This is a genomic window from Mycolicibacterium holsaticum DSM 44478 = JCM 12374, from assembly GCF_019645835.1.
GTDB classification, from domain to species: Bacteria; Actinomycetota; Actinomycetes; order Mycobacteriales; family Mycobacteriaceae; genus Mycobacterium; species Mycobacterium holsaticum.
The window spans coordinates 4946524-4963958 of the sequence record NZ_CP080998.1 but is presented as its reverse complement, the minus strand read 5'-3'; the positions used below and the strand labels follow the sequence as shown (position 1 = coordinate 4963958).

The window sequence follows — 17435 nt, the reverse complement described above, 5'->3', positions numbered from 1 at the left end:
GATTGTGGCGAAAGCGTTAAGGGGGTTCGGTGACGGCCGTTCTCAGACTGTTGGTTTCCGGCCTCGCCCAACCTGTGGTGTTGGGTGTGATTGTGTTCGTCGTCGCCGGCACGGTCGACTACTGGCAGGCGTGGCTCCTGGTGGGGGTGTTCCTCGTCTCGGTATGGACGTCGAACGTCTATCTACTTCGCGCCCATCCCGCTGCGCTGCAACGGCGGATGCGCGGAGGGCCGGGGGCGGAGACCCGGATGGTGCAAAAGGCCGTCATGGCCGGATTGTGGCTGTCGCTGCTGACCATGTTGGTGGTCAGCGCCCTCGACCACCGCTTTGGTTGGACCCATGTGCCCGCGCCGATCTCCTTAGCCGGAAATGTGTTGGTGGCAGCCGGGTTGATGGCACCGATGCTGGTGGTCATCCAGAACAACTACGCCGGATCAACCGTCCGGGTGGAGGCAGGACAGCCGCTCGCGTCAACCGGCCTGTACGGGCTGGTGCGCCACCCCATGTACACCGGCAACGTCATCATGATGGTCGGCGTCCCCCTTGCGCTCGGTTCCTACTGGGGACTGATCCTGGTCCTTCCGGGCGTACTCGTGCTCGCCACACGCATCCGCGACGAGGAGAACCTGCTCAGAGCAGAGTTGGACGGATACCTCGAGTACACCCAGAAGGTGCGCTACCGCCTCGTGCCGGGGATGTGGTGACGTTCACCGCACGCTGATCGAGAACCGCGCGGTCTCGGGTCTACCGGGCACCGCGTAACGGTAGGTGCCGCGCCGCAGCGAATCGGTCGGTGCGGCCATCGGTTCGATGGCGACGATGTCGTCGCTGCGAGGGGCGAAGATCTGCGCCGCGGGATAGCCCGCCTCGAACTTGACGTCGATGCGACGGTCGCCGCCGGACACCGAGAACACCGCCCCGTCGGGCACGTTGTCGAAGCCGTCGTCGTACTCGACGTGCTTGAGCGGTTCGGTGGCCCCGTTCCACTCCTGATGTTCCCCGGTGGGAATGCCCCAGTGGTCCACCGGCAGGCGACGCATCGACGGGGTGGTGAGCCGCCACTGTTCGCGCGGAACGCCGGGGATCGTGAGGTAGGGGTGGTAGCCGAAGCACAGCGGCACCGACGCCGACGTCGTCGGCATCACCGTGGTCTCGACGGTGAGTTTGCGGTCTTCGAGCGCGACGCTTTGCGTCAGCAGATGCGGAAACGGGAACGACGCCAGCAGTCGGGGTTTGCCGCCGTAGTCGAGCACGGCGGTCAGCGAGTTCTCGGACCGGGCGGTGACCAGCCACCCCGGGTAGGCCGCCAGCACGCCGTGGATCGGCACACCGTGCTCGTCGGTGCGGACCCCGCCGGTGCCGGGGGTCAGGGTTACGACGGCCCCGTTGATCCCGTACTTGCTGGCGCTCAATCGATTCGCCCACGGATACAGGATCGGAATGCCCATCGTCTTACCGGTCGTCACGTAGGCGTTCAGCCCGCGGCGCTGGCCGAGGAACTCGTCGCCGGCGTCGGCGAGCGAGGTGCCGACCATGCCGGCAACGGGTACGAACGTGGCGGTCATCGACGATGCCGGATCCTTCAGCATGACGCTCTCAAATTCGGCCATGCCAGCAGATCCTGCCACCGGATGCGGTTAGATCAAGCGGTGATCGAAAATCCGCGGACGCACGATCAAACCGAAGCGCGCAACCTCGAGGTTGTCCGCGCCGGTTTCGACGCGTGGAGCAACGGCAGCGGCAGTCCCTACGAGGCACTGGCCGATGATGCGGTGTGGGAGATCGTCGGCAACTCGGCGGCATCGCGCGTATACACCAGCAAGGAAGATTTCCTGAGCAATGTCATCAGGCCGTTCAATGCGCGGATGGCCACCCCGTTGCGCCCGACCGTCCGTGACATCTACGCCGACGCGGATACCGTCATCGTCTTCTTCGACGCCGAGGGCACCGCTCGCGACGGGATACCGTATCGCAACACCTATTCGTGGTTTTTGACGCTCACTGATGGTCGAATTGTCAGAGGCGCAGCGTTTTTCGACAGCATCGCCTTCAACGACTTCTGGCACCGGGTGTCCGCCGAAAGTCAGTCGTAGACGATCACGGCGCGACCGACGAAGTCACCGCGGCCCAGCGCCTCGATGTGGTCGTTGACGTCCTCGAAACGGACCTCGGTCACCGAGTCCTTGATCTTGCCCGCCTCGGCGAGTGCGATCACCTCGGTGAGGTCGTTGTAGTTTCCCCAGAACGAGCCGAACAACGTGTATTCACGGCTGACCAGAGGGAACAGCGGCATGTCGACACGATTGCCGACCAGCCCCACCGTCGCCACCGCGCCTTCGGTGGCCAGCAGTGCGAACGCCAGCCGGATGGTGTTCTGCGCTCCGGCGCATTCGATCACGGCGTCGAACTCGGGCCTGCCGGTGGCCTGCGCGAGCGTTTCGCGCACCTCGTCGTCGGTTTTGTCGCCGATGTTGATGGCGTGGTCGGCCCCGTTCTCCGTTGCCAACGCGAGCTTTTCGTCGTTGCGGGCCAGTGCGACCACCGTGGCGCCCGCGCCGAGCAGCTTCGCGTACTGCACGGCGTAGGCACCGAGTCCGCCGACGCCCATCACCGCCAGCGTGGTGCCCGGCCCGAGGACCCCGACGGCGCGCAGCTTCTTCAGGCCGCGGTAGGGCGTCAGGCCGGCGTCGGTCAACGGCGCCAGTGACAGTGCCGACAGCTGGCCGCTGACCTTGATCAGCTGTTGGTAGGCGACGGGCACGTATTCCTGGTAGCCGCCGTGCGGCCCGAAGCCGATCCAATGTCCGTTGTTGCAGATGTGCTCGTTGCCGCGATGGCATTGGCGACAGGACCCGTCGCCCTGTGGACCGAAAACCACCACATGGTCACCCTCGGAAAGACCCTCGGCGGCTGGAACGTCGGCGCCGAGCCGGTCAATGGTCCCGGCGATCTCGTGGCCGGGTGTCGCCGGGAGCGCCATATCCGTGCCGAAGTAACCGTCGATGAGCTGAAAGTCTGTGCGGCACATGCCTGCACCGCCCACCTTGACGAGTACTTGATCGGGCGCGATGTCGGGTATGGGGATCTCTTCGAGCTTCAGCGGTTGCCGGTATCCGTACATCCGTGCAGCGCGCATGGTCGGCATGGCTTCTCCTCAGCCGTAATGATCTGAACAGTGTATGAGCGTGCTCGCCGACGTGCATCCACGGCGAAATTTTGCCCGGTTTTCGCCGTGAGTGCGCGTGTGCCGAGGCGGTTGAGGAGGTGAGAGGACCCGCCGTCAGTTCGACAAGGGATCGTGCTGAATTCGATCGGCCGGCGTGCCTTTCGCGAGCAGCGCGGCCTTGGTGGCTTCGACCATCTCCGGTCCGCCGCAGACCAGGATCTGCCGGTCGCCCCAGTTGCCGTACCTGGTCACCACCTCGGGCAGCCTGCCCGTCTGACGCACATGCAGGCCCCGGGGCGGGGTCACGTCGGGATAGTCGCCCGCCCACGGTGGATCGACGTTGTACTCCGACACGGGCGTCACCGACAGCCACGGGTTCTGCGAGGCGATCTGCCACAGCGTCTTCAGGTCGTAGAGGTCGCTGGGGTAGCGGCCGCCGAAGAACAGGTGCACCCGAGGGTTGACCCCCCACCGGGTGAGGTCCATGATCAGCGTCCGCAGCGGGGCCAGGCCGGTACTGCCCGCCACCATCAGCACGTCACCGCCGTCGCGGTCGACGTGCAGGCCGCCGTGGGGGTTCGACAGCCGCCAGCGGTCGCCGGGCCTGGTCTCGCCGACGATCGTCGGCGAGACCATGCCGCCGGTCACCGAGCGGATGTGGAACTCGATGGCGCCGTCGGGGTCGGCGGGAATCGACGGGCTCAGGTATCGCCACCGTCTCGGCCACTGCGGCACCTGCACGGTGACGTACTGGCCGGGGTGGTAGGGCAGCGGCCGGTCCAGTTGCAGCCGCACCACCGAGACGTCGCGGGTGGCGCGGATGTGCTCGACGACCGTGCCGTCACAGTACGGTGGCCCCTTCTCGGCGTCGGCCGCGCCGCGCATGACACCGACGAACAGCGCGACCGCGTCGTGGGTGGCCTCGGCGATCTTGTCGTCCCAGCTGTCGACGAGATGCGCGCGCAGCGTGCTCAGCAGAGCGCTCTGCATGCTGTCGTAATGACGTTGGGTGACACCGTATTTGCGGTGATCGCGGCCCAGCTGGGCCAGGAACGCCACCGGCTCGTCGGCGCGTTGGGCGACGAGTTCGCCGAACAGCCACGTCATCGCTTGCGCGAACACACCGCGTTGTTGGGCCATGTCGGGCGGAAACAGGTCCCGCACCGACGGGTCGGTGGCGAACCAATGGGTGTAGAACCTGCGGATCAGGTCCTCGGAGCCGAGCGCGGGATCGACCGCGTCGCGCAGCACGCGCAGCGCGTTCCGGTCGTCGAGTCCCACGCCGCCCGAGTGTAAGTCAGGTCGGCCGGTTGCCTCGTTCCCGTAGGCCAGCGATGACCATCAACGCCGCGCCGACCACTACCCAACAGGCCAGCACGATGATCGGCATCGCACCGCCTGCGCCGTCGAAGAACGCCGTCGACCGCAGCAGGCTGGCGTTGGCACCCTGAGGCAGCCACTGACCGAGTTGGCCCCACCCGCCGGGCAACATCTCCGGTGCGCTGTTCAGCCCGGACAGCGGGTTGCCGACCAGCAGGGCGAGCAGCGCGCCGACGATCAACCCGGCCCGCCCGAACACCGAACCCAGCCCCATGATCGTCAGGCCGGCGGCCAGCACCCCCAGCGTCAGGCCCGCGGTGACGGCCCAGAAGTTCTGGTCGATCGAGCCGAGCACGAAGCGCAGCAGCGCCGCGATCGTCACGGCCGACACCCCGGAGAAGACGACCATGGCCGTCACGCGGGTCCAGATCTCGCGCCTGAGCACCAACACCAGCGCGACCGCGGGAAGCAGCGCGGCCAGAGTGATCGGTAACGCCGAGGCGGCCAGGCCCGCTCCGCGCGGATCGTCGACGGTCGGCGGCGCGAGGTCCTCGATCTGCACCCGAGTACCGGTTTGCCTGGCGATGCCGTCGGCGATCTGGGTGAGCGCCTGCGCGACGATCGGGCTGCCGCCGGTGGCGATCATCAGAGTCGGACCGTCGTCACCGAATACCAAGCCGCCGTAGATATCCCGGTGGAGCACCGCATCACGCAGTGCAGCCTCGCCGGGGTAGTACGTGATGGCGAACGCGCCGGGAGCGTGTTGGTTCAGCATCGCCTCGACTCCCCTACCTTGTGGAGTCCCCTGTCCGCCGGCCGCCTGCGGGCCGGCCGCGCCGATCGGCACGTCGCGGGGCGCCGTGTGCACTGCGGGCAGGGCGAAGGCGAGCGCGACGATCGCGAGCACAACCGTGAGGGCCACCACGATGCCGGCCGCGCGGATGGCCGCGGGCGGTTGGTGAGTTGGTGGCGCGGGCGAGGTGTCCAGCCGTGTTTCGGTCATGGTCCCAACCTTTTCATCTGATGTTGAATTAATGCCTGCACGGAGCGTAACTCCGTGCAGGATCGATTTCAACACCCATTGAAATGTTACTGTTGAGATATGCCGTCACCAGCCACGACGCCCAAACGTCGGGGCCGCCGCCAGGGTGATCCGGTGTCGCGTGATGCGGTGCTGGCCGCCGCCAAGAAGCGGTTCGCCACCCAGGGCTACGACAAGACGACGTTGCGGGCGATCGCCCGTGACTGCCGTGTCGATCCGGCGATGGTGCTCTACCTGTTCGGCTCGAAGGCCGACCTGTTTCGGGAGTCGCTGAACGTCATCGTCGAACCGGAGGCGCTCGCGGCGGCCGTCGCGGGCGGGCCCGCCGACGACCCCGACATCGGCGCCCGCATGGTGCGTGCGTATCTGCGCATCTGGCAGTCACCCGAGTCCGGCCCGACGATGGTGTCGATGCTGCAGTCGGCCACGTCGAACCCCGATGCCCACGAGGCGTTCCGCGGGTTCATGCAGAACTATGTGCTGGCCGCGGTCTCCGGCGAACTCGGGGGCGGGGAGCAGGCCCGGTTGCGTGCGCTGCTGGCGGCGAGCCAACTCGTCGGCACCGCGATCCTGCGCTTCGTCATGAAGATCGAACCGTTGGCCACGCTGCCCGACGACGACCTGGTCCGCCTGCTGGCGCCCGCGGTGACCCGGTACCTGACGGCCGACGCCGACGAGCTCGGGCTGCCGAAACGCTGACCGCGCGGTCGTGACCTAAAGGCCGTGAATACCCTTGTACAGCACCATAAGCCCGATCACGACGAGGATCACCGCCATCAGCACGGCGTGCTGTTCTTCCATCCAGGCCTTCAGCCGGGTCAGCGCACCGTCGAGGCGGTCACCGGACACCGCATAGGCCAGGATCGGCAACGCCACCGTCGATCCGGCGACGGCGACGAACCAGACTACGGCGATCCACAGGTTCGACGAGTCGAGACCTGCCGTACCGATCGCCAAACCCGCTGCGGCACAGATGAATAGCACCTTCGGGTTCGCCACCGTCAGCGCCGCGGCGGCCCCTGCGGCGCGCAGCGGGGTGAGCCTGCCGAGGCTCTGCATCCAGCGCGGCATGTGCGCAGACTTGTTGCGGGTGAACCAGCGGTAGAGGCCGAACACGATGAGCGCGGCGCCGACCACGATGCGCAGCCACGATGCCCAGCCGGGGGGTTTGTGGCCGAGACCGCCCAGCAGGCTGGAGACTCCGAGGAACGCCGTCGTCAGCGCCGCGATGCCGACCAGCCAGCCGATCAAGAACGCCAGCCCGGTCGGGCGTGGGTGCGGTGTGTGCAGCACCAGCACCGCCGGGATGATCGACAGCGGGGACAGCGCCACCACTAGCGCCAGCGGGATGAGTTCGGTGAGCACCGATTTCAGCATCGCCAACCTCTCGGTTACGGGTCCGTCGCACTATATGGTCTCGACGGGGTGATACCGGCACGCCCTCCACTGCGCGCCCTCGCGGACAAAGTCGACGGCCAGCGTCTCGGTGTGGCTGGCCGCTTCGAAGCGCACGTTGGCAACGGCCGAAGAGGCCGGGTCGCCGGCCACCGACACCGAGCGGACGGTGATTTGCGTGGGCCCGTCGACACGCCTGCTGGAATACCAGTCCGCCTCGAAGCCGGCGGAATGCCGCATCGCGGTGCACACATGCTGCGCGAACCCGTCGAAGTCGAACCGGTTGTACGAGTCGTTCATCCCGTCGAGGACCGCACGCACCTGTTCCTGGTCGGTCGCCGCCCGGGCCGTCCCGGACGGCCACGCCAACCCGAGCACCGCCAGCACCGTCAACCCCGCGACCAAACGCAACATGGGTCAAGGGTCGCCGACCCGAGCGTACGAAACGGGTACACCGCAACGGCGTGTTGCGGAAGAAGGTGCGCGCTCGCAGAAAAATTTGGCAGACTTGAGCGGAACAGACTCAACCTTGACTGCGTTGAACATCGCGACAAGGCTTTTTCTACCCCTTTCGCAACGAACGGAGGACTGTCGTGGACTCTTTCAACCCGACGACCAAGACCCAGGCGGCGTTGACTTCGGCGTTGCAGGCGGCGACCACCGCAGGCAATCCGCAGATCACCCCCGCCCACCTGCTGATGGCACTGCTCACCCAGAACGATGGCATTGCCGCTCCGCTGTTGGAGGCCGTCGGCGTTGAACCCGCGACGATTCGCGCCGAGACCCAGCGGCTGCTCGACCGGTTGCCCAGCGCGACCGGTGCGGCCACGCAGCCGCAGTTGTCGCCGCAGGCGCTCTCGGCCATCACCGCCGCCCAGCACCTGGCCACCGAGATGGACGACGAGTACGTCTCGACCGAGCACCTGGTGGTCGGCCTGGCCGGCGGTCTGGGTCGCTCCGCAGGCTCTGCTCCCGCAGGCGACACCGACGTCGCCAAGCTGCTGACCGGCCACGGCGCCTCTCCGCAGGCGCTGCGTGAGGCGTTCGTCAAGGTCCGCGGCAGCGCGCGCGTCACCAGCCCCGACCCCGAGGGCACCTACCAGGCGCTGGAGAAGTACTCCACCGACCTGACCGCCCGCGCCAAGGAAGGCAAGCTGGACCCGGTCATCGGGCGCGACAACGAAATCCGTCGGGTCGTGCAGGTGCTGAGCCGTCGCACCAAGAACAACCCGGTGCTGATCGGCGAGCCCGGCGTCGGTAAGACCGCGATCGTGGAGGGCCTGGCCCAGCGCATCGTGGCCGGCGACGTGCCCGAGAGCCTGCGCGACAAGACGGTCGTCAGCCTGGATTTGGGCTCGATGGTCGCCGGCTCGAAGTATCGCGGTGAGTTCGAGGAACGGCTCAAGGCCGTGCTCGACGACATCAAGAACAGCGCGGGCCAGATCATCACGTTCATCGACGAGCTGCACACCATCGTCGGCGCCGGCGCCACCGGCGAGTCCTCGATGGACGCGGGCAACATGATCAAACCGATGCTGGCCCGCGGTGAGCTGCGGATGGTCGGAGCCACCACGCTCGACGAGTACCGCAAGTACATCGAGAAGGACGCCGCGCTGGAGCGCCGCTTCCAGCAGGTGTTCGTCGGCGAGCCGTCGGTGGAGGACACCGTCGGCATCCTGCGCGGGCTCAAAGACCGCTACGAGGTGCACCACGGGGTGCGCATCACCGACTCCGCGTTGGTGGCGGCGGCCACGCTGTCCGACCGCTACATCACCTCGCGCTTCCTGCCGGACAAGGCCATCGACCTGGTCGACGAGGCCGCATCACGGTTGCGGATGGAGATCGACTCGCGGCCCGTGGAGATCGACGAGGTCGAGCGGCTGGTGCGTCGCCTCGAGATCGAGGAGATGGCGCTGTCGAAGGAAGAGGATGAGGCGTCGAAGGAACGGCTGGAGAAGCTGCGCGCCGAGCTGGCCGACTACAAGGAGAAGCTGGCCGAGCTGACCACCCGTTGGCAGAACGAGAAGAACGCCATCGACGTGGTCCGTGAGCTCAAGGAGCAGCTCGAGACGCTGCGCGGCGAGGCCGACCGTGCCGAACGCGACGGCAACCTCGAGCGGGCCGCCGAGCTGCGCTACGGGCGCATCCCCGAGGTCGAGAAGAAGCTCGACGCCGCATTGCCGCACGCCGAGGCGCGTGAAGACGTCATGCTCAAGGAGGAGGTCGGACCCGACGACATCGCCGAGGTGGTGTCGGCGTGGACGGGCATTCCGGCCGGGCGGATGCTCGAGGGCGAGACGGCCAAGCTGCTGCGGATGGAAGACGAGCTGGGCAAGCGGGTCGTCGGCCAGAAGCGTGCGGTGCAGGCGGTGTCTGATGCGGTGCGGCGTAGCCGTGCCGGGGTCGCCGACCCGAACCGGCCGACGGGGTCGTTCATGTTCCTCGGCCCGACCGGTGTCGGTAAGACCGAGCTGGCGAAGGCGTTGGCGGAGTTCCTGTTCGACGACGAACGCGCGATGGTTCGCATCGACATGAGCGAGTACGGCGAGAAGCACTCGGTGGCTCGGCTGGTCGGTGCGCCCCCCGGCTACATCGGTTACGACCAGGGCGGTCAGCTGACCGAGGCGGTGCGCAGGCGTCCGTACACGGTGATCCTGTTCGACGAGATCGAAAAGGCCCACCCCGACGTGTTCGACGTGCTGCTGCAGGTGCTCGACGAGGGCCGGTTGACCGACGGTCAGGGCCGCACGGTCGACTTCCGCAACACCATCTTGATCCTGACCTCGAACCTGGGTGCCGGCGGCACCGAAGAGCAGGTGATGGCCGCGGTGCGCTCGGCGTTCAAGCCGGAGTTCATCAACCGGCTCGACGACGTCATCGTGTTCGACGCGCTCAACCCCGACGAATTGGTGCACATCGTGGACATCCAGCTCGAGCAGCTGGCCAAGCGGCTGGAGCAGCGCCGCCTCACCCTCGAGGTGTCGCAGCCTGCCAAGAAGTGGCTGTCCGAACGCGGCTTCGACCCGCAGTACGGCGCACGGCCGCTGCGCAGGCTGATCCAGCAGGCGATCGGCGACCAGCTGGCCAAGCTGCTGCTGGCCGGTGAGGTGCACGACGGCGACGTGGTGCCGGTCAACGTCAGTCCGGGCGGCGATTCGCTGGTCCTGGGCTGAGTTCTTCCCGCCGTGGGCCCCCGCGCAAGCTGGCGACAGACACAAAATCGCACTGACACACCGTCAGGAATGCGATTTTGTGTCTGCTCGCGCTTCGGATGCGGGACCGTGACCAATCCGAGTTCGGGATTTGGCCGCATCTGCAAGTAGGCTGACCGTAATGGTGCCGCTTTGGTTCACGCTGTCCGCACTCTGTTTCGTGGGTGCGGCGGTGCTGCTGTACGTCGACATCGACCGTCGACGCGGGCTGGGTCGACGACGCAAGTCGTGGGCCAAGTCGCACGGGTTCGACTACGAGCACGAGTCGTCGGACATCCTCAAGCGCTGGAAGCGCGGCGTGATGTCGACGGTCGGCGATGTCACCGCCAAGAACGTCGTGCTCGGCCAGATCCGCGGCGAGGCGGTGTTCATCTTCGACCTCGAGGACGTCGCGACGGTGATCGCGCTGCACCGCAAGGTGGGCACCAACGTCGTCGTCGACCTGCGCCTCAAGGGAATCAAAGAGCCCCGCGAGAACGACATCTGGCTGCTCGGCGCGATCGGCCCGCGCATGGTCTACTCGACCAACCTCGACGCCGCGCGTCGCGCGTGTGACCGGCGGATGGTGACGTTCGCCCACACCGCCCCGGACTGCGCGGAGATCATGTGGAACGAGGAGCACTGGACGTTGGTGTCCATGCCGGTCACCAGCACCCGCGCGCAGTGGGACGAGGGGCTGCGCACGGTGCGCCAGTTCAACGACCTGCTGCGGGTGCTGCCGCCGACGCCGCAGCCCGGTGCGCAGGCCGGCCAGGCCGCGCTGGCCCGCCGCAGCGGCTCACCGAGCCGTCCATTGGCTCCCGCCCCACCGCGCGCGGAGATGGCTGCCGGCCGCGCCGAGCCTGCGCAGGGTCGCGCGGAATCCCTCCCGCCCGCCCGCCCGGAGGCGGCTCGCTACCCGCAGCCGCCTGGCCGCCCGGAAGGCATCCGACGGCCGCCGTCGGCGCGCAACGGACGGCAGTCACCGCACTACCAGCGGTAAGTACCCTCTTAGGCATGTCACGTCCTGTCGCGCTGATCACTGGGCCGACGTCGGGCCTCGGCGCGGGCTTCGCGCGTAGGTACGCCATCGACGGCTACGACCTGGTCCTGGTGGCCAGGGACGCCCAGCGCCTCGAGCGCCTCGCCGCCGAACTGCACGACGAGGCCGGCGCGGGTGTGGAAGTGCTCGTCGCCGATCTGGCCCAGGCGGCCGACCGGGCCAAGGTGGCCGACCGGCTCGCCGGTGGGGTGCGGGTGCTGGTCAACAACGCCGGGTTCGGTACCTCCGGCGAGTTCTGGACCGCCGACTACGCGTTGTTGCAGTCTCAGCTCGACGTCAACGTCACCGCGGTCATGCAGCTCACCCACGCCGCGCTGCCCGCGATGCTGGCCGCGCGCGAAGGAACCGTCATCAACGTCGCCAGCGTGGCCGGTCTGCTCCCCGGCCGCGGGTCGACATACTCGGCGTCGAAGGCGTGGGTGATCGCGTTCTCCGAGGGGTTGGCCAACGGGCTGGGCGGCACCGGCGTCGGTGTGTACGCGCTGTGCCCGGGGTTCATCCGCACCGAGTTCCACGAGCGCGCCGGCATCGAGATGAGCGGCACACCGTCGTTCCTGTGGCTGCAGGTCGACGACGTGGTGCGCGACACGATGGCCCACATCGGCAAGGACGACAAGAAGAACAAGGTCGTGATCGTTCCCGGGCTGCAGTACAAGGCGCTCACCACCGGCGGCCGGGTGGTGCCCCGGCGCCTGGTGCGGGCCATGACGAAAGTTGTTGGGCGTGGCCGGAATAGAACCTAGATCCGGACGTACGTGCGCGCGCTGATCGCGACGCTGGCAGCGATTGTCGTCGTCGCGGCCTCGGCGTGCTCCAATGACGACCGGCTCGAATCTCCCTACGCCGCACAGACCACCGCCGTCGGCGAATCGCTTGCCGTGCTGGGCTGGAACATGTCGGTGTCCAACCTGCGCGTCGACGGCGACCACGTGTTGATCGACGTCGACGCCGCCCCGGCCCAACCGGACGCCCCGCACGCGAAACCCGAGGACATCAGGTTCGGCCTCTACGGTGCGCTGGCGCATCCGATCGAGGCCAACGCGATCGGCGGCTGCCGTGACGTGACCAACCTTGCAGTGCAACCAGTCTCGGCGTCATCACCGGACCGGATATCGGGCACGGTGTGCCTCGGCCCGCACCGGGACCTGGTGCAGGTGCGCGGGGTCTACGTGTACTCGCCGCACGACCGGATCGCCGGTACGACGACGGCCTATCCCGCGGCGTTTCCGGTCGGGTTGCCGGCGACCAAGGACAACGAGACCGGGCTGTCCATCAAGACGACGAGCATCGACGCGTTCCGCGCCGACGGCACCATGCTCAACCCGACCGCGCTTGGCGATCCCAACGCCTTCCAGGGCAACGGCTACATGCTGCTCGGACTCGAGATCAGCGGGCTGGCAGAGCAATACCGCGAAGCCTCGCAACGCAGGGGCGGTCCGACGATGGTGCTGGTGTCCCCGACGCTGCCGGCGCCGGGGTTGAGCCACGCCTGCGACGTGTACGGCGCCTCGGTGTTGGTGCTGCCCGACGCGTCGCGCGACGCGGTGCAGGTGCGGGTGTCGCTGTGCCCGCAGGGCGAGATCAACCAGGCGCTGCTGTACAGCACCGTATCGGTGATCGGCACCCACGCCGGGCTGTGGACCGTCGATGGATGAGCCGGGCCCGACCGAATGGGGCCAGAGCCCCGGTGTCGGCCCGTGGCAGGGCCCGCCGCCCGAGGACGACCGCTACGACCCCGCGCTGCTGCGCGACGGCGACACCCGCAACGTCGTTGACGCGTACCGCTATTGGACGCGTGAGGCGATCATCGCCGACATCGACCAGCGGCGCCACCCGCTGCACATCTCGATCGAGAACTTCGGCAACGACGCCAACATCGGCGCCGTCGTACGCACCGCCAACGCGTTCGCCGTCGACACCGTGCACATCGTCGGCAGGCGCCGCTGGAACCGGCGCGGAGCCATGGTGACCGACCGCTACCAGCGGCTGCGGCACCACGACACCACCGCCGAACTGCTGGCGTTCGCCGCCGACGCCGGGTTGACCGTCGTCGCCGTCGACAACGTGCCAGGCGCCGCACGCATCGAAGACACGACGCTGCCGCGGGAGTGCCTGATGATCTTCGGTCAAGAGGGGCCGGGTATCACCGACGACGCCAGCGCGGGGGCGGCGCTGACCGTGTCGATCGCCCAGTTCGGGTCCACCCGCAGCATCAACGCCGGGGTCGCCGCGGGCATCGCCATGCACACCTGGATCACCCAACACGGGGACATTACCAAGGCCTGGTAGGGCAGGATCGACACATGGATCAGGTATGGGCCAACCGCGCCGCCAGCGCCGAAGCCGCGATCGAACGACGACACCTGAAACGACTGTGGGGGATGCCGGGCACCCAACTCGGTGTGGTCGCCTGGCCGGCGGCGCGCAAACAACAATGGTTCGGCACCTGGCATTACTGGTGGCAGGCCCACTTGATCGACAACCTGGTCGACGCGCAGGTCCGCGACCCCCGGCCCGAGCGGCAGACGGAGATCCGCCGGCAGATCCGGGCGCACTGGCTGCGAAACACCGGCTGGGTCAACGACTACTACGACGACATGGCCTGGCTGGCGCTGGCGCTGGAGCGCGCCGAGCGGCTGGCCGGTGTCGCCCAGCCCAGGGCGCAGAAGAAGCTGGCCGACCAGTTCGTCAACGCATGGGTGCCCGAGGACGGCGGCGGCATCCCGTGGCGCAAACAGGACCAGTTCTTCAACGCCCCGGCCAACGGCCCGGCTGGCATCTTCCTGGCCCGTTACGACGACCGGCTGCGGCGCGCACAGCAGATGGCCGACTGGATCGAGGAGACGCTGATCGACCCGGAGACCCATCTGGTCTTCGACGGCATCAAGGCCGGCTCCCTGGTGCGCGCCCAGTACACGTACTGCCAGGGCGTGGTGCTGGGGCTGGAGACCGAACTCGCCGCGCGCACCGACGACCCCGACCACGCGGTACGGGTGCATCGGCTGGTCGCCGCGGTCAAGGAACACATGGCCCCGGGCGGGGTGATCCGCGGCGCAGGCGGCGGCGACGGCGGGCTGTTCGACGGAATTTTGGCCCGCTACCTCGCGTTGGTGGTCACCATGCTGCCGCAAAACGACCCGCAGGACGCCGCTGCGCGCGACACCGCCCGATCGCTGGTGCTGGATTCCGCTCAGGCGGCCTGGAACAACCGCCAAACCGTCGACGGGCTGCCGCTGTTCGCCGCGTTCTGGGACCGCATCGCCGAGATGCCAACGGCGGCAAGCAAAGAGGCACAGTTCGTCGAGGGCGCCGTCAACGCGTCCGAAGTGCCCGAACGTGATCTTTCGGTGCAGCTCGCCGGCTGGATGTTGATGGAAGCCGCGCACGCAGTCTCCCAGACGTGATCGCCGAATCGGCACCGCGGATCGTCCGACTGCTGCCCACGCGGTTCAGCCGCGACGGCAGGGCGTCACGGACCGGGGAGAACAGCGCGGCGGCACTGCTGCTGGCGGCCACGCTCATCGCTATCCTCTGGGCGAATTCGCCGTGGGACCACAGCTATTGGGCGCTGCTGGACACCCACATCGGGGTCACGCTCGGGACGAACGACTTCGAGCTGACTGTCAAGCATCTGGTGAACGACGGCCTGATGACGTTCTTCTTCTTCATCGTCGGCCTGGAAGTCACCCGCGAGTTCACGATCGGCGAGCTCACCGACCGCTCGCGGGCGGCGGTGCCCGTGGTCGCCGCGATCGCCGGGCTGGTACTGCCCGCGCTCATTTTCGTGCTGTTCAACTCGTCGGGGGAAAACGCGCACGCGTGGGGCGTGGTGATCTCCACCGACACCGCGTTCCTGATCGGCGCGCTGGCCATCATCAAACCCAAATTTCCTGGGCGGCTGAGGATCTTCCTGCTGACCCTGGCCGTGGTCGACGACGTCGGCGCGCTGATCGTCATCGCGGTGTTCTACTCCGACCGCATCGAGGTGGCACCGCTGGCGCTGGCGGTCGCACTGATCGTCGCGATCGCGATGGTGCGCTTGCTGCCTGCGGCCCGCGGACCGGCGTACGCGGTGCTCGGGTTCGCGTTGTGGGTGGCGCTGGCCGTCGCGGGTATCCACCCGACGCTGGCCGGCGTCGCCGTCGCGCTGCTGATCCCGGTCTTCACCCCCGAACGGCAAAGCGTCGAACAGGCGATCGAGGTGATCCGCGCGTTCCGCCAGTCGCCGAACTCGCGCTACGCCCGCACCGCGGCGCGCAGGCTGCGCGAGTCGATCTCGATCAACGAGCGGCTGCAGACCGACATCGGGCCGTACGTGTCGTATTTCGTGCTGCCGCTGTTCGCGTTGGTCAACGCCGGTGTGCACCTGGACGCCGCCAGCCTTGCCCAGGCGTTCGGATCGTCGTTGACCTGGGGCATCATCGCCGGGTTGGTGTTCGGCAAGTTCATCGGCATCACCGGCGCGACGTGGTTCATGCATCGCGGGCCCCTTGGGCAGTTGGCGCCGGGGCTGACGGTCAAACGGTTGGCGGGCGGCGCCGCGCTGTCCGGGATCGGCTTCACCATCTCCCTTTTCATCGTCGACATCGCGATCGCCGACCCCGACCGCCAGGATCAGGCCCGCATCGGCGTGCTGGCCGCGTCGCTGATGGCGTTCGCCCTCGGCTGGGCGATATTCCGGATCACCGACTGGCTCAGCCCACCAGAACCGGTCGGGCTCAGGATGATTCGACCGATCGACCCCGAGCGCGATCACCTGCGCGGCAATCCCGACGCCCCGCTGAGCCTGGTCGAGTACGGCGACTTCGAATGCCCGTTCTGCAGCCGCACCACCGGCGCCATCGACGAAGTCCTGGCACATTTCGGCGACCGGCTGTGCTACGTGTGGCGCCATCTGCCGCTGGAGCGGGCCCACCCGCGGGCCTTCGATGCCGCGCGGGCCAGTGAGGCGGCCGCGCTGCAGCACAGGTTCTGGGAGATGGGCCGCGAACTGTTCGCGCACCAGGACGACCTGGAATGGTCGGACATGTACCGCTACGCGGTGGCCGCGGGCTGCGACATCGAGCAGTTCGACCAGGACGTGCGCGTGCAGCCGTCGAAGGTGCTGCACCGGGTGACCGACGACGCGCAGGACGCCGAGGAGATGGACCTCAACGCGACGCCGACGTTCTTCATCAACGGCAAGCGGCACAAGGGGCCGTGGGACGCCGCCAGCCTGATCCGCGCGTTGGAGGCCGCTCGCTAGCTCCAGAGCGTGACGTGGATCTTGGGCCGGAACCGTGTCACGCCGACACCGGCGCCGCGCAACATCGCCTGCGTACATCGCGGCGTCGTGATGAACCGGACCAGCTCGGAGGCCGCGGGCTGGCGCGCCGCGGGCGGCAGCGTCATCGCGCACCACTCGCCCGGTCGCTGTAGCCGCGGGCCCTTGATGTGGACCAGCCGTCCCGCGGCCAGGTCCTTACCGACGGCGAAACCGATCGCCAGGCTGACGCCGCCGACGTGCGCCACTTCTTCCAACGCGGCGGCGTCGCTCTGGAAGATCCGCTGCTGCTCCTCGGGGATCGCCAGATCCGCCAGCATCGACGCGATCTCACCGTCGACGCTTCCCGCCGACGGGCCGAGCATCCACTGCTGTTCGTGCAGCGCCGACAACGGTGGCGGCGCATCGGAGAACGCCGCCAACGGGCTGTTGGGCGCGGTCACCGTCACGATCTGGTAGTTGAGGAACGGCCGCAGGGCCACCGAGCCGTCGTCGAGGCCGGCGACATCGCCGGCGACGCGACCGAGCGCGATGTCCACCGCGCGTGAAACGATCAGCTCCCGAAACCTACTCGTCGGATGCACGCTCAGCTCCACCGAAAGGTCCTTCGCGCGCGACGAGAACAGCTCGATCAGGCCGGGCGCCGCGTGTTCGGCGAACGCGCTCGACGCCGCGATGCGCAGCAGCCGCCTGCCGTGGGCGGCCTCGGTGACCTCGATCGCCGTCTGCTGCTGCAGGCCGAGGATCTCCACGGCCCGGCTGGCCAGCCGCAGCCCGCCAGGGGTGAACGCCAGACCCGCCGAGGTCCTGGAGAACAACGGGTCGTCGAGTTCTTTGCGCAGCTGCGCCACGTGCATCGAGATCCCTGCGTCCGATACGCCGAGCTCCTCGGCGGCCGCCCGCACCGAGCCCAACCTGACGACGGCCGAGAAGGCACGAAGCTGAGCCGGGGTCACGACGTGAGCCTAGTACCAGCCCAGTGGGGCGCCGCGCCG

17 protein-coding genes are annotated in these 17435 nt (G+C 68.0%); 10 read left to right on the top strand and 7 right to left on the bottom strand.

Features of this window, described 5'->3' with window-relative positions:
* Positions 1 to 29: 29 nt before the first annotated feature.
* On the top strand, positions 30 to 704 hold the full coding sequence (locus tag K3U96_RS23980; protein ID WP_220691295.1) for a methyltransferase family protein: 675 nt from the start codon (positions 30 to 32) through the stop codon (positions 702 to 704).
* Between the two features lie 3 nt (positions 705 to 707).
* Here K3U96_RS23980 and K3U96_RS23975 read toward each other — a convergent pair whose 3' ends face one another.
* Complete coding sequence (locus K3U96_RS23975; protein WP_069404616.1) at positions 708 to 1610, bottom strand: aldose 1-epimerase; 903 nt, start codon at positions 1608 to 1610, stop codon at positions 708 to 710.
* A gap of 21 nt (positions 1611 to 1631) precedes the next feature.
* Between K3U96_RS23975 and K3U96_RS23970 the strand changes: the two genes are divergently transcribed.
* Positions 1632 to 2093, top strand: a complete 462-nt coding sequence (locus K3U96_RS23970) for a nuclear transport factor 2 family protein (protein WP_069404617.1) — start codon at positions 1632 to 1634, stop codon at positions 2091 to 2093.
* Here the strand turns inward: K3U96_RS23970 and K3U96_RS23965 are convergent.
* From K3U96_RS23965 to K3U96_RS23955, 3 genes are all read right to left on the bottom strand, one after another.
* Complete coding sequence (locus K3U96_RS23965) at positions 2084 to 3145, bottom strand: NAD(P)-dependent alcohol dehydrogenase (RefSeq protein WP_230982274.1); 1062 nt, start codon at positions 3143 to 3145, stop codon at positions 2084 to 2086. The two genes, K3U96_RS23970 and K3U96_RS23965, sit on opposite strands and share 10 nt — an antisense overlap.
* Positions 3146 to 3280: 135 nt before the next feature.
* Positions 3281 to 4447 carry a globin domain-containing protein gene (locus K3U96_RS23960; protein WP_220691294.1) on the bottom strand — a complete coding sequence of 389 codons (1167 nt, stop codon included), beginning with the start codon at positions 4445 to 4447 and terminating at the stop codon, positions 3281 to 3283.
* 16 nt (positions 4448 to 4463) lie between these two features.
* Positions 4464 to 5489: a hypothetical protein gene (locus tag K3U96_RS23955; protein ID WP_069404619.1), complete on the bottom strand. Its 1026-nt coding sequence runs from the start codon at positions 5487 to 5489 to the stop codon at positions 4464 to 4466.
* 99 nt (positions 5490 to 5588) lie between these two features.
* Between K3U96_RS23955 and K3U96_RS23950 the strand changes: the two genes are divergently transcribed.
* Positions 5589 to 6227 carry a TetR/AcrR family transcriptional regulator gene (locus K3U96_RS23950; RefSeq protein WP_205870986.1) on the top strand — a complete coding sequence of 213 codons (639 nt, stop codon included), beginning with the start codon at positions 5589 to 5591 and terminating at the stop codon, positions 6225 to 6227.
* A gap of 15 nt (positions 6228 to 6242) precedes the next feature.
* On the opposite strand, the gene K3U96_RS23945 is transcribed toward K3U96_RS23950, so the two are convergent.
* Both K3U96_RS23945 and K3U96_RS23940 read right to left on the bottom strand, forming a co-directional pair.
* The gene (locus K3U96_RS23945; protein ID WP_069404620.1) at positions 6243 to 6905 is read right to left on the bottom strand and encodes a GAP family protein; all 663 of its coding nucleotides are present in this window, start codon (positions 6903 to 6905) and stop codon (positions 6243 to 6245) included.
* A gap of 30 nt (positions 6906 to 6935) precedes the next feature.
* Complete coding sequence (locus K3U96_RS23940) at positions 6936 to 7337, bottom strand: Rv0361 family membrane protein (RefSeq protein ID WP_110917278.1); 402 nt, start codon at positions 7335 to 7337, stop codon at positions 6936 to 6938.
* Between the two features lie 179 nt (positions 7338 to 7516).
* Between K3U96_RS23940 and clpB the strand changes: the two genes are divergently transcribed.
* From clpB to nhaA, 7 genes are all read left to right on the top strand, one after another.
* Positions 7517 to 10096 (top strand): ATP-dependent chaperone ClpB, encoded by a 2580-nt coding sequence (clpB, locus tag K3U96_RS23935; protein WP_069404621.1) that lies wholly within the window; start codon positions 7517 to 7519, stop codon positions 10094 to 10096.
* Positions 10097 to 10256: 160 nt separating this feature from the next.
* On the top strand, positions 10257 to 11117 hold the full coding sequence (gene ttfA / locus K3U96_RS23930; RefSeq protein ID WP_069404622.1) for a trehalose monomycolate transport factor TtfA: 861 nt from the start codon (positions 10257 to 10259) through the stop codon (positions 11115 to 11117).
* Positions 11118 to 11131: 14 nt separating this feature from the next.
* Positions 11132 to 11920 carry an SDR family NAD(P)-dependent oxidoreductase gene (locus K3U96_RS23925; RefSeq protein WP_220691293.1) on the top strand — a complete coding sequence of 263 codons (789 nt, stop codon included), beginning with the start codon at positions 11132 to 11134 and terminating at the stop codon, positions 11918 to 11920.
* A 12-nt stretch (positions 11921 to 11932) separates the two neighbouring features.
* Positions 11933 to 12832 carry a hypothetical protein gene (locus K3U96_RS23920; RefSeq protein ID WP_069404624.1) on the top strand — a complete coding sequence of 300 codons (900 nt, stop codon included), beginning with the start codon at positions 11933 to 11935 and terminating at the stop codon, positions 12830 to 12832.
* Positions 12825 to 13466, top strand: a complete 642-nt coding sequence (locus tag K3U96_RS23915; RefSeq protein WP_220691292.1) for a TrmH family RNA methyltransferase — start codon at positions 12825 to 12827, stop codon at positions 13464 to 13466. The genes K3U96_RS23920 and K3U96_RS23915 overlap by 8 nt, the downstream gene beginning before the upstream one ends.
* Positions 13467 to 13480: 14 nt before the next feature.
* Complete coding sequence (locus K3U96_RS23910; protein ID WP_069404626.1) at positions 13481 to 14581, top strand: glycoside hydrolase family 76 protein; 1101 nt, start codon at positions 13481 to 13483, stop codon at positions 14579 to 14581.
* Positions 14578 to 16422, top strand: a complete 1845-nt coding sequence (gene nhaA / locus K3U96_RS23905) for a Na+/H+ antiporter NhaA (protein ID WP_110917279.1) — start codon at positions 14578 to 14580, stop codon at positions 16420 to 16422. The genes K3U96_RS23910 and nhaA overlap by 4 nt, the downstream gene beginning before the upstream one ends.
* Here the strand turns inward: nhaA and K3U96_RS23900 are convergent.
* The gene (locus K3U96_RS23900) at positions 16419 to 17396 is read right to left on the bottom strand and encodes a LysR family transcriptional regulator (RefSeq protein ID WP_069404627.1); all 978 of its coding nucleotides are present in this window, start codon (positions 17394 to 17396) and stop codon (positions 16419 to 16421) included. The two genes, nhaA and K3U96_RS23900, sit on opposite strands and share 4 nt — an antisense overlap.
* Positions 17397 to 17435: the final 39 nt, after the last annotated feature.